Annotated in this window: 10 protein-coding genes; 8 read left to right on the forward strand and 2 right to left on the reverse strand. The window is 68.6% G+C overall.

All coding sequences use genetic code 11. The features are described from left to right. Positions 1–43: 43 nt before the first annotated feature. The 4 genes from mrcB to tsaB all read left to right on the forward strand — a co-directional run bounded on the left by mrcB (position 44) and on the right by tsaB (position 6,339). Positions 44–2,482 (forward strand): penicillin-binding protein 1B, encoded by a 2,439-nt coding sequence (gene mrcB / locus J3A72_RS07930; RefSeq protein ID WP_209572002.1) that lies wholly within the window; start codon positions 44–46, stop codon positions 2,480–2,482. Then, positions 2,479–3,015, forward strand: coding sequence for a hypothetical protein (locus J3A72_RS07935; protein ID WP_014648099.1), 537 nt, complete (start codon positions 2,479–2,481; stop codon positions 3,013–3,015). The genes mrcB and J3A72_RS07935 overlap by 4 nt, the downstream gene beginning before the upstream one ends. A 552-nt stretch (positions 3,016–3,567) precedes the next feature. Further along, on the forward strand, positions 3,568–5,616 hold the full coding sequence (locus J3A72_RS07940) for an ATP-dependent DNA helicase (protein ID WP_014648097.1): 2,049 nt from the start codon (positions 3,568–3,570) through the stop codon (positions 5,614–5,616). Positions 5,617–5,625: 9 nt separating this feature from the next. Further along, on the forward strand, positions 5,626–6,339 hold the full coding sequence (gene tsaB, locus J3A72_RS07945; protein ID WP_049440310.1) for a tRNA (adenosine(37)-N6)-threonylcarbamoyltransferase complex dimerization subunit type 1 TsaB: 714 nt from the start codon (positions 5,626–5,628) through the stop codon (positions 6,337–6,339). 575 nt (positions 6,340–6,914) lie between these two features. On the opposite strand, the gene J3A72_RS07950 is transcribed toward tsaB, so the two are convergent. Continuing rightward, positions 6,915–7,799, reverse strand: a complete 885-nt coding sequence (locus J3A72_RS07950) for an energy transducer TonB (protein ID WP_014648095.1) — start codon at positions 7,797–7,799, stop codon at positions 6,915–6,917. Continuing rightward, on the reverse strand, positions 7,799–8,746 hold the full coding sequence (gshB, locus tag J3A72_RS07955; RefSeq protein ID WP_032959093.1) for a glutathione synthase: 948 nt from the start codon (positions 8,744–8,746) through the stop codon (positions 7,799–7,801). The genes J3A72_RS07950 and gshB overlap by 1 nt, the downstream gene beginning before the upstream one ends. 240 nt (positions 8,747–8,986) lie before the next feature. On the opposite strand from gshB, the gene pilG reads away from it, so the two are divergent. Genes pilG through J3A72_RS07975 form a run of 4 tightly spaced genes read left to right on the forward strand, consistent with a single transcriptional unit; the run spans position 8,987 to position 12,377 of the window. Beyond that, complete coding sequence (gene pilG, locus J3A72_RS07960; RefSeq protein WP_005418455.1) at positions 8,987–9,388, forward strand: twitching motility response regulator PilG; 402 nt, start codon at positions 8,987–8,989, stop codon at positions 9,386–9,388. 18 nt (positions 9,389–9,406) lie between these two features. Then, positions 9,407–9,769 (forward strand): response regulator, encoded by a 363-nt coding sequence (locus J3A72_RS07965; RefSeq protein ID WP_005410717.1) that lies wholly within the window; start codon positions 9,407–9,409, stop codon positions 9,767–9,769. Next, complete coding sequence (locus J3A72_RS07970; protein ID WP_014648092.1) at positions 9,769–10,299, forward strand: chemotaxis protein CheW; 531 nt, start codon at positions 9,769–9,771, stop codon at positions 10,297–10,299. The genes J3A72_RS07965 and J3A72_RS07970 overlap by 1 nt, the downstream gene beginning before the upstream one ends. Positions 10,300–10,340: 41 nt before the next feature. After that, positions 10,341–12,377: a methyl-accepting chemotaxis protein gene (locus J3A72_RS07975; protein ID WP_014038185.1), complete on the forward strand. Its 2,037-nt coding sequence runs from the start codon at positions 10,341–10,343 to the stop codon at positions 12,375–12,377. Positions 12,378–12,425 lie beyond the last annotated feature (48 nt).

Consider the following 12,425-nt stretch of genomic DNA (forward strand, 5'->3'; position numbering starts at 1 on the left):
GCGGCTGGGGTAGACTCGCCAGACCCTACATTCTCGCATTCCCGTGCCCCGACGCTACGATTCCGACGACATCGACGATTCCGACGACGACCAGCAGGACAACGGTCCGCTGTGGCGGCGCCGGCTGATCACCTGGAGCATGGCTGCGGTCGCGTTGGGATTGGGTTTCCTCATTCCCTATACGCTGTACCTGAACCAACAGGTGACCCAGCGTTTCGGTGAACTGCGCTGGCAGATCCCGACGCGCGTGTACGCGCGCCCGCTGGTGCTCACCCCCGGCAAGGCGATGGATGCGTCTACGCTGAAGACCGAGCTGGCCGCCTCTGCCTACCGCGATGACGGGCAGGGCAAGGAGCCGGCCACCTATGCGGTGAACGGCGGGCGCTTCGTCATCTCCAGCCGCGGCTTCAACGACGTTGACGGCCGGGTGGCCCCGCGCCGGGTGGAGCTGTCGCTGGCCGATGGCGGCGTGGCCTCGCTGCGCGACGCCGACAACCGCAAGGCGCTGAAGGCCGCGCGGCTGGATCCGGCGCGCATCGCCACCCTGTACGGCCAGAAGCAGGAAGAGCGCCGCCTGATCCGCATGGACGAGGCGCCGGACCTGCTGGTGACTGGCCTGCAGGCGGTGGAGGACAAGGACTTCAACCGCCACCACGGCATCGACCTGTCCGGCATCGCGCGCGCGGTGTGGGTGACGATCCGTTCCGGTGGCCAGAGCCGCCAGGGCGCTTCGACGCTGACCCAGCAGCTGGCCCGCAGCGGCCTGCTCGGCATCGGCAAGGAGCAGACGGTCACCCGCAAGTTCAATGAGGTGCTGTACGCACTGATCATGGAAGCGCGTTATGACAAGCGCACCATCTTCGAGGCCTATCTCAACCAGGTGTACCTGGGCCAGCGCGGCAGCCAGGCGATCCATGGCATGTCCTCCGGCGCCGAGTTCTGGTTCGGCCGTGACCTGCAGTCGCTGGAGACCGAGCAGATCGCACTGCTGATCGGCCTGGTCAAGGGGCCGTCCTGCTACGACCCGCGGCGCAACCCGGAGCGCGCGCTGGATCGCCGCAACTTCGTGCTGGGCAAGCTGCACGAGGCCACGCTGATCGACGATGCCGAGTACCAGCGCGCGCTGAAGGCACCGCTGGGCGTGCCCAAGACGCCGGGCCTGGTGGCAGCCAACCGCTTCCCGGCCTACGTTGACCTGGTCCGCCGCCAGCTCGGCCATGACTATCCGGAATCGGCGCTGCAGGGCGCGGGCCTGAGCGTGATGACCGGCATGTCGCCGTCCGCGCAGGCCTATGCCGAAGGCGCGGTGACCCGCACCATCAAGTCGCTGGAAAGCAAGCGCCGCCCCGAGCTGCAGGCCGGCATGGTGCTGACCGACGTGCACAACGGCGACGTGCTGGCGGTGATCGGCAGCCGCGAGGTGTCCGAGGTCGGCTTCAACCGCGCGATCGAGGCGCAGCGTCCGGTCGGTTCGCTGCTCAAGCCGTTCGTCTACCTGCTGGCCCTGGCGCAGCCGGACCGTTACTCGCTGGCCAGCTGGGTGGATGATTCGCCGGTGACGGTGCAGCTCGGCCGCGGCCGCAACTGGAGTCCCGGCAACGCGGACAACCGCAGCCACGGCACGGTGCGCCTGATCGACGCACTGGCGCATTCCTACAACCAGGCCACGGTGCGCGTGGGCATGCAGGTCGGCCCGGAGCGCGTGACCCAGCTGATCCATGTCCTGGCCGGCATCAAGGCTGACGCCAACCCGGCGGTGATCCTCGGCTCGACCGACCAGAGCCCGTACGCGATGGCGCAGCTGTATCAGTTCCTGGCGTCCGGCGGCGAGATCCAGCCGCTGCACGCGGTGCGTGGCGTGCTCGATCCGCAGGGCAAGCTGCTCAAGCGGTACGACAAGACCCCGGCACCGGCGCAGGAAGGCGACTCGATTGCCGCCAACCTGATCAGTGTCGGCCTGCAGCAGGTGGTCGCCAGCGGTACCGCGCAGCGGCTCAATGCCGATGGCCTCGGCCGCCTGCAGCCCGCCGGCAAGACCGGCACCACCAACGATGGCCGTGACAGCTGGTATGCCGGCTACACCGGTGATCACCTGGCAGTGATCTGGATCGGCAACGACCAGAACGCGCAGGCCGGCCTGTATGGCGCCACCGGCGCGATGCGGGTCTGGTCGGGCATCTTCCAGCGCCTGCCGAGCGCGCCGCTGCGGGTCAGCAACAAGGGCCTGGACTGGCAGTCGGTGGCTCCCACCGGCCTCAACAGCACCGATGAAGGCTGCCCCGGCGCGCGTCGTTTCCCGTTCGTGGTGGGCTATGCGCCTGCCTATGCGCCGTGCGCGCCGGCCGCGTCGCCGGAGGGGCAGGGCGAGGCCGACGGCGAGGGCGGTGGCTGGCGCAGCTGGTTCGGCCTGGACCGCAAGCCGGAAGCGCCTGCCGAACCTGCCGCGGCACCTGCCGCCGCCACTCCTCCCCCGAGCCGATGATGCCGATGAACATGCGATCCCTGCTGCAGCCCCTGGCCCTGACCGGCCTCAGCCTGGCCCTGGCCGCCTGCGTGAGCAGCGCACCACCGGTGGTCAAGCCGGTCGATACCACCACGCCGGCGCAGCGCCTGGCTGCGGTGGATGCTGCAGCGGGTCCGGACGACAAGGAATTGTCGGTACAGCCGCTGCGTGATTCGCAGGTGGAAGATCTGCGGGTAACCGCACTGGCACAACGCCAGGCGAACGACCTGGCCGGCGCGGCCAGCAGCCTGGACCACGCGCTGGAGATCGTGGCGGGTGACCCGGCAGTGCTGCAGGAACGTGCCGAACTGGCGCTGCTGCAGGGCCAGTGGGCGCAGGCGGAGACGTTCGCGCGCAAGGCGGTGGATCTGGGCTCGAAGACCGGGCCGCTGTGCCGCCGGCATTGGGCGACGATCGAGCAGTCGCGCCTGGCGCGGGGCGAGAAGGAGAATGCGGTGTCGGCGCATGCGCAGATTGAGGGCTGCACGGTGCCGGGGATCAAGCGGTACTGAATTTCCAGCCAACGGCGCAGCCCCTCGTGGCTGTGGGTTGGTCGCTGAAGCCAGAAGCAAAAGCCGCGCTTGGCCGCGGCATCCATGCCGCGGACACCCCCGCGAACCCACCCCGCCCGACCTCTGACAGTTTCCGTGTGCGTCCAGCCACGGAAAAGAAAAAGAAAATCAAAAGCGGGTCGCGCGCTGCGCGCACTCGTTGTGGGGTCGGATCCGTTTTCCGCAGGAAAACGGATCCGACCCCTTCTTGTTTCCGTTCCACCCACCGCTTCTGAAAGGGCAGTCGAGCAAGCTCGACGCGACGCCGCGCGTGCATCCGTCACTGGGAAACTGTCGAGGGTGGGGCGGGAGGGGCAGGCAGGACCGTTGGCGCCATGGATGGCGCCATCGAGCCCCCATGGATGGGTTTACGGCGTGTCCTGCCTGCCCCTCCCGCCCCGCCAAACACGCAGCAACCCAGAGCCATGAAACACGCTGTTGCTGTTGCCTTTGCCTGCGCTCTGGCTTGAAACGGGTGCCGGGCAGCGCCCGGCCGGGTATCCTTTCCCTCTGATGTCCGACCTTGTCCATGCCAGCCGCGAAGCCCTCAGCGAAGGCGGCGCGCTCGCCTCGCATCTGGATGCCTTTGTCCCGCGTCCGGCACAGCTCCACCTGACCGACGCCATCGCCGAAGCGCTGCAGCAGCGCGACCTGCTGCTGGCCGAGGCCGGTACAGGCACCGGCAAGACCTTCGCCTATCTGGTGCCGGTGCTGCTGTCCGGGCTGCGCACCATCATCTCCACCGGTACCCGCGCGTTGCAGGACCAGCTCTACCACCGCGATCTGCCGCGCGTGCGCCAGGCACTGGGCGTTGGCCTGCGCAGCGCGCTGCTGAAGGGGCGCGCGAATTACCTGTGCCGCTACCGCCTGCAGCAGGCGCGGGGCGAACCGCGTTTTTCCAGCCCGGAGCAGGCTGCGCAGTTCCAGCGCATCCTGGCCTGGTCCGGCCGTTCGGAGTTCGGTGACATCGCCGAACTGGAAGGCCTGGCCGATGACTCGCCGCTTCTGCCGATGGTCACTTCCACGGTCGACAACTGCCTGGGTACCGATTGCCCGTTCTGGGACGACTGCTTCGTGGTGCGCGCGCGCCAACGTGCGCAGGCCGCCGACGTGGTGGTGGTCAACCACCACCTGCTGCTGGCCGACCTGGCACTGAAACAGGACGGCTTCGGTGAGTTGCTGCCGGGGGCGCAGGCCTTTGTCATCGACGAGGCGCATCAGCTGCCCGAGTTGGCCGCGCAGTTTTTCGGCGAAGGCTTCGGCATGCGCCCGTGGCAGGAACTCGGCCGCGACTGCCTGGCCGAGGCGCGCGGCGTAGGCGGCGCGCAGTCGGCCCTGCAGGAACCGGTCGACCAGTTGCAGCAGGCGTTGCTGGCGCTGCGCTCGGCGATGGAGGGGCTGCCGCCACGGGGTACGCAGTGGCGTGCGCTGGCGATGCCACAGGTGCGCGATGGATTCGATACGGTGATGGCCGGCCTGGTGACGCTGGAGCAGGCACTGCAACCGCTGCGCGAGGCGGCGGCGGGTCTGGATGCCTGTCATGCCCGGGCACGCGAGGCGGTGTCGCGGCTGCAGCGCTGGCTGGGCGATGATGAGCCCACCCTCGATTTCGATACCGATCCGGCGGAGACCCCCCGTGCCGCCGATGTGCTCTGGTATGAGCTCACCCCGCGTGGTTTCCGCTGCCAGCGCACGCCGATGGATGTGTCCGGCCCGCTGCGCGAGCATCGCGAGCGCAGCCGCGCGGCATGGATCTTCACCTCGGCCACGCTGACCGTGGGCGGTGGCTTCGACCACATCGCCACGCGCCTGGGCCTGGACGATCCGCACACGCTGGTCCAGCCGAGCCCGTTCAACTGGCCCGAGCAGGCGTTGTGCTACCTGCCCGAAGGCCTGCCCGATCCGGCGGCGCGCGGGTTTGGCACCGCGCTGATCCAGACCTTGCGGCCGGTGTTGCAGGCCTCGCAGGGCAGGGCGTTCCTGTTGTTCGCCTCGCACCGTGCATTGCGCGAGGCCGCCGAGGCACTGCGCGACGGGCCGTGGCCGTTGTTCGTGCAGGGCGAGGCGCCACGCGCAGCGCTGCTGCAGCGTTTCCGCGAATCGGGCAATGGCGTGCTGCTGGGCTCGGCCAGTTTCCGCGAGGGCGTGGACGTGGTCGGCGAAGCGCTGAGCGTGGTGATGATCGACAAGCTGCCGTTCGCGGCACCGGATGACCCGGTATACGAGGCGCGGCTGGAGGCGATCCGCAGCCAGGGGGGCAACCCGTTCCGCGACGAGCAGCTGCCGCAGGCGGTGATCGCCCTGAAGCAGGGCGTTGGCCGCCTGATCCGCAGCGAAAGCGACCGGGGCGTGCTGGTCCTGTGCGATCCGCGCCTGCTCAACCGTGGCTATGGCCGGGTCTTTCTTGAGTCGCTGCCGCCGTTCCGGCGCACCCGCAGCCTGGCCGATGTGCAGGCCTTCTTTAGGCCACAATGGCTGCCCGTGGCCGATGATGCGGCTGCCCCGGCCGCCGTTGCGGCGGGCCCGGAGCCTGCTCCCGGTGCCACGTTCCCCTTGTTCTGACCTGATCCAATGAAACTGCTTGCCTTTGAAACCGCCACCGAAGCCTGTTCCGTTGCCCTGCATGTCGATGGGCAGGTCCTGGAACGCTTCGAGATCGCCCCGCGCCGGCACGCCGAGTTGAGCCTGCCGTGGGCCGAGGCGCTGCTGGCCGACGCCGGCATCAGCCGTCGCCAGCTTGATGGCATCGCCCTCAGTCGCGGTCCGGGTGCGTTCACGGGCGTGCGCCTGGCGATTGCCATTGCCCAGGGCATCGCACTGGCACTGGACCGCCCGCTGCTGCCGGTCTCGACGCTGCAGGTGTTGGCGCTGCGCGCACCGGCGGAAGAAACGCAGATCCTGTCGGCGATCGATGCGCGGATGGGCGAACTCTACGTCGCCCGCTTCGAGCGCGTGGACGGCCTGCCGGTCGCGCGCGATGCCGAGCGCGTCTGCGCGCCGGCAGCGGTGGCGCTGCCGGAAGGGCTGTCGGCCTACGGTGTCGGTACCGGGTTCGCCGCAGCCGAGGGTGCGCTGGTCGCGCAGCTCGGTACAGGTTTGCGCGGATTCGACGCCACGGCATTGCCGCGTGCGTCGGACGTGCTCGCACTGGCGGTGCCGGCGTTCGCGCGCGGCGAAGCCATTGCACCGGAGAAGGTCGAGCCGGCCTACCTGCGCGACAACGTGGCACTGACCCTGGTCGAGCAGCAGGCCGCGCGCGAGGCGAAGGCGAAGGCCAACGGCTGAGCCCCTCGTGGCGGGGTTGGTTGATCGCATAAACCCAAAGCCGCGCTTGGCCGGGCGGGGTGGGTTCGCGGGGGACGCCGTAAACCCCGCTCCGCGGTCCGGCCCAGCCGCTGGCGGCTGTGCGTTCGGGCGCTTGCGAAGCAGTGCTTCGCAAGCAAAGCGCCCTCACCCATGGGGGCTTGGCCGCGGCATCCATGCCGCGGACACCCCCGCGAACCCACCCCGCCCGACCTCTGACAGTTTCCGTGTGCGTCCGCCACGGAAAATCAAAAGAAAATCAAAGTCAACAGCGGATCGCTTCGCTCGCATCCACGCGTAGCGTGGATGTGTGTCGACCAAGGTCGACACCTACCAACAGCAATGATGCGTCGGGATCTGTCAGAGGCGGGGCGGTATGGGCTTGCAAGACCGTTGGCGCCATGGATGGCGCCATCGAGCCCCCAGGGACGGGGTTTACGGCGTGTCCTGCAAGCCCATACCGCCCCGCCAAACCCAATATCCCGACCGCTGCTGTTGATGTTGACTTTGACTTTGCTTCCAGCGGGTCCCGGGCCGCAGGCCCGGGCAACAAACCCCTACCGGTCGTCGTGCAGGGTGCCACCCGGCAGGAACACCCAGGTGCGGGTGACCTGCAGGATGTCGATCTCGTCCTCGGTCTTCGGCAGCGGCGGGAATGGCTGCGCAAGCTGCACCACCCGCAGCGCCGCCTCATCCAGCAACGGCGTCCCGCTTGAACGCAGGATCCGGCTGCTTTCCACGCTGCCATCGCGGCGCACGCCCACGCTGATCACCACCTGGCCGCCGAGCCGGCGCTGCCGGGCCTCGTCCGGGTAATTCAGGTTGCCGACGCGCTCGGCGCGGTCGACCCAGGCGCGCAGGTAATTGGCGTAGGCATATTCGCGCGTGCTGGCCGACACGAACTTGCGGTTCGGGCGCTTGGCGTACTGCGCCGAGCGCAGATGCACCTCGGCCGCCAGCCGCGCCATCTCGGCATCACGCTGCTCGCGTGCCGTCAGCGGTGCATCCGGTTCCGGCTGCTCCGGTGTCGGGCGCGCCTGCGCCTGGGCCACTGCCTCTTCGCCGTTGCGGCTGCTGACCACCCGCGCCTGCGGCGGGGGCGCCGGCGCGGCCGATTGCTGCTGTTGCGGCACCGGGCTCAGCCCCGCCTGGGCCTGCGGAACGATGCCGGCCTGGTTGTCGCGCGGGCGCTGCGCACGGTCGTGCTCGCCGCCACCTTCCTGGCTGGCGGCGGCAAGGAAATCGGCCTGCTTCGGGGTCAGTGCGGTGCGGGTCTGGCTGAAGATCACCTCCAGCGTCGGCACCAGTGGTGCGTCGCCTTTCACCGCAAAACCCACGCCCAGGATCAGCAGGGCGTGGACCACGATCGACAGCGCGATGGTCGCGCCCAGCCGTTGCGCTTCGCGCGCCGGCGGGGGCAGGACGGCAGGTGCGGCCGCCATCAGCGCAGGCCGGCCTCGAGCGCGTCGAACAGGGTGCCGGCGATGTTCAGGCCGTACTGCGCGTCGAGCTCGCGCACGCAGGTCGGGCTGGTCACGTTGACCTCGGTCAGGTAATCGCCGATCACGTCCAGGCCGACGAAGCGCATGCCACGGCGCTTCATCTCCGGGCCAACCTGGCCGGCGATCCAGCGGTCACGCTCGCTCAGCGGGCGCCCTTCGCCACGGCCGCCAGCCGCCAGGTTGCCGCGGAACTCGTCACCCTGGGGAATGCGCGCCAGGCAGTAGTCGACCGGTTCGCCGTCGACCAGCAGGATGCGCTTGTCGCCGGCCGTGATGTCGGGAATGAACTTCTGGGCCAGCGCCAGCTTGCGGCCGCCGTCGGTCAGGGTTTCCAGGATCACGTTCAGGTTCGGATCGCCCTGGCCGCTGCGGAAGATCGAGCGGCCGCCCATCCCATCCAGCGGCTTCAGCACGGCCTGGCCGTGCTCCAGCGCGAAGGCCTTCAATGCCTTGGCATCGCGGCTGACCAGGGTCGGCGGGCAGCACTGCGGGAACAGCAGGGCGGCCAGCTTCTCGTTGTAGTCGCGCAGGCCCTGCGGGTTGTTGACCACGCAGGCGCCGGCAGCGGCAGCCACGTCCAGCACCTGCGTGTCGTAGATGTACTCGGCGTCGACGGGCGGGTCCTTGCGCATCAGCACGATCTGGCCGGGACCGAACGCGGTACGGCTGAACGCGCCCAGCTCATACCAGCCGGCCGGGTCGTCGCGCACCTGCAGCGGTGCGGTCTGGGCCACCGCCACGCCACCTTCCAGGGCCAGCCCGCCGGGCCGCACGTAGTGCAGGGCATGGCCACGGCGCTGGGCTTCCAGCAACATGGCGAAGGTGGTGTCCTTGGCGATCTTGATGTGGGCGATGGGGTCCATCACCACGATGACGTTCAACGGCATGGGCGCACCTGTCAGGCAAGGCGTTGATGGTAGCGGCAACGCCGGCCGTGCGCCTCCCCGCCGTAGTGCAACGCAGCGTCCGCCTGCCGGCAGCGCAGTCATTGCGAACCCGGTCACGTTCAGCCCGGTGCTACCCCCTGCGCGGCAGGCCGGCCTTGAAGCGGGCGCGGGAAGTGCGATATAGATACGCTTTCGCAGCGGCTCCCGCCAGAGATTGGGCCGTGCGCTTGGGGATAGGCAATGACTGAAAACACGACTGCGGGCGGGGAACTCGCAGGACTCCGGGTGATGGTCATCGATGATTCGAAGACCATCCGCAGGACTGCGGAAACGCTGCTCAAGCGCGAAGGCTGCGAGGTGGTCACCGCCACCGACGGCTTCGAAGCGCTTGCCAAGATCGCAGACCAGCAGCCGCAGATCATCTTCGTCGACATCATGATGCCGCGCCTGGATGGCTACCAGACCTGTGCGCTGATCAAGGGCAACCAGCTGTTCAAGGCGACCCCGGTGATCATGCTGTCGTCCAAGGATGGTCTGTTCGACAAGGCGCGGGGGCGCATCGTCGGCTCGGAGCAATACCTGACCAAGCCTTTCACGCGCGAAGAACTGCTGGGTGCCATCCGCACATACGTCAACGCCTGACCAGGGGGGAAAGGCACAATGGCTCGTATCGTCCTGATCGAGGATTCACCGACCGACCGCGCGGTGTTCACCCAGTGGCTGCGCCGTGCCGGCCACGAGGTGCTGGAAGCGGACAACGCCGAGGATGGCCTGCAGCTGGTCCGCGACCAGGTGCCGCAGCTGGTGCTGATGGACGTGGTCCTGCCCGGCATGAGCGGGTTCCAGGCCACCCGGGCGATGGCCCGCGATGCGGCGATCAAGCACATCCCGGTGATCATCGTCAGCACCAAGGCGATGGAAACCGACAAGGCCTGGGGCCTGCGGCAGGGCGCAGCCGATTACATCGTCAAGCCGCCGCGCGAGGATGAACTGATCGCGCGGATCAACGAACTGGTGGCCTGATGCGCTCGCCCTTCGACATCCTTGAAGCCTACGAACGACGCAGCCTGGCCCATGCAGTGCAGCTGCCCGGGCGGCAGTTCGCCCAGGACCTGTGGCGTGGCGTCGGTTACCGCGTCGGCCAGCGCCGGCTGGTGTCCGATTTCCGCGAAGTGGTGGAAATCGTGCCGATGCCGCCGGTGACCCCGGTGCCCTGCGCGCAGCCCTGGCTGCTGGGCGTGGGCAACCTGCGTGGCAACCTGTTTCCGGTGGTCGACCTGAAGTACTTCCTGGAAGGCACGCGCACCGTGCAGCAGGAAGGCCAGCGCGTGCTGATCATGCGCCAGGCTGGCGGCGACGTCGCACTGACCATCGATGAACTGTTCGGCCAGCGCAGCTTCGAGCTGGACCAGCAGATCGACGCGGGCACGTTGGCCGAAGGCCGCTACGGCCATTTCGTTGACCGTGCCTTCCATGCCGACGGCCATGACTGGGGCGTGTTCTCGCTCTCGCTGCTGTCGCGCACCCCTGAATTCCGGCAAGCCGCGGCCTGAGGCCGGGCATCGCCCCCTGCATTGAAGATCGAGGTTGAACGATGAGTACTGCTTCGGACGCCACCAAGACCGGCAAGCTGCGGCTGGGCGGCAGCAACCTCTGGCTGTTCCTGCTGCTGGCATCGATGATCCTGTTCGGCGTCAACACCGGCGTCGCCACCTGGCAGGGCAGCCGCCTTGCCGACGCCGGCTCCAAGGCCGCCGACCTGCAGGTGCTGTCGCAGCAGCTGGCCAACCAGGGACGTGACGCGGTCGGCGGCAACGCCCAGGCCTTCACCGCCTTCAAGGCCACCCGCAACGCGATCGAACAGAACGTGTCGACGCTGCAGGGCCGCTATGGCAAGGAGCCGGGCGTGTCCGGCGCCATCGCCACCCTGGGCGAAACCTGGGCGCCGCTGGGCAAGCAGGCCGGGCAGCTGGTGGCCAGCGAGCCGGCGGTGCTGGCGCTGGCCGGCAATGCCAACAACTTCACCGGCGCGGTACCGGGCCTGCAGGCCCAGCTGAACGAGCTGGTGCGCGCGATGTCCGCCTCCGGCGCCCCCTCGTCGCAGGTGTACAGCGCACTGCAGCAGGTCGTGGTGGCCGGTTCGATGGCCCGTCGGGTGACCGAAATGCGTGCCGGTGGCAGCGCCGCAGCGACCTCCGGGGATGCGCTGGCGCGTGACATCACCGTGTTCTCGCAGGTGCTCGACGGCCTGCGCAACGGCAACGAGGAACTGGGCATCACCGCCGTGCGCGGTGCTGCCGCCGTGGCCGCACTGGAGCAGTCGCAGCAGAAGTGGGAAGCGATGAAGCAGGACGCCGATGCGATCCTGGCCAGCTCGCGCCAGCTGTTCGCGGCGCAGTCGGCGGCGACCGCGCTGGGCCAGGGCTCGGCCCACATGCTGGACGACAGCCGCAAGCTGTTCGATGCGTTCTCCTCGTTCGGCTCGGTGTCCGACACCCGCCTGTTCCCCAACTTCTGGATCGGCGTGGTGTCCGGCGCGCTGTCGCTGATCGCGATCATCGGCTTCGTCTCCACCAACGTGCGCAGCCGCTCGCGCGAGCAGGAACTGCGTTACCAGACCCAGGTGGAATTCAACAGCCGCAACCAGCAGGCGATCATGCGGCTGCTGGACGAAATCTCCTCGCTCGGTGAGGGTGACCTGACGGTGAAGGCCTCGGTGACCGAGGACATGACCGGCGCGATCGCCGACGCGATCAACTATGCGGTGGACGAGCTGCGCCACCTGGTGACCACCATCAACGACACCTCGGCCAAGGTCGCGATGTCCACCCAGGAAACCCAGGCCACCGCGATGCAGCTGGCAGAGGCGGCGGGCCACCAGGCCAACCAGATCACCTCCGCCTCGGACCGCATCGGTGAAATCGCAGCGAGCATCGAGCAGGTGTCGCGCAACTCGGCCGAGTCGGCCGATGTGGCACAGCGCTCGGTGGTGATCGCCGCCGAAGGCGCCGGCGTGGTGCGCGAGACCATCCAGGGCATGGACCAGATCCGCGACCAGATCCAGGAAACCTCCAAGCGCATCAAGCGCCTGGGCGAGTCGTCGCAGGAAATCGGCTCGATCGTGGAACTGATCAATGACATTTCCGAGCAGACCAACATCCTGGCGCTGAACGCGGCGGTGCAGGCGGCGTCGGCGGGTGAAGCGGGCCGCGGTTTCGCGGTCGTGGCCGACGAAGTGCAGCGCCTGGCAGAACGTACCTCGGGTGCGACCCGACGCATCGAAAACCTGGTCCAGGCCATTCAGGCCGATACCAACGAAGCGGTCACCTCGATGGAGCAGACCACGGCCGAAGTGGTGTCCGGTGCGCGCCTGGCCGAGGACGCCGGTACCGCGCTGACCGAGATCGAGCGCGTGTCCAACGCCCTCAATACCCTCATCAAGAACATCTCCATCGCCGCCCAGCAGCAGTCGGCCGCGGCCTCGGACATCACCCGCACCATGGGCGTGATCCGGCAGATCACCGGCCAGACCTCGCAGGGTGCCGGGCAGACCGCAGAGTCGATCGGCCACCTCGCGCAGCTGGCGGCGGACCTGCGCCGGTCGGTCGCCGACTTCAAGCTGCCGGCGTGACGCGGGCAGGGCGGCGAGCAAGGAACCAGTCGATGAAGCATTTCCATT

The organism is Stenotrophomonas sp. PvP093 (genome assembly GCF_017876915.1).
GTDB classification, from domain to species: Bacteria; Pseudomonadota; Gammaproteobacteria; order Xanthomonadales; family Xanthomonadaceae; genus Stenotrophomonas; species Stenotrophomonas muris.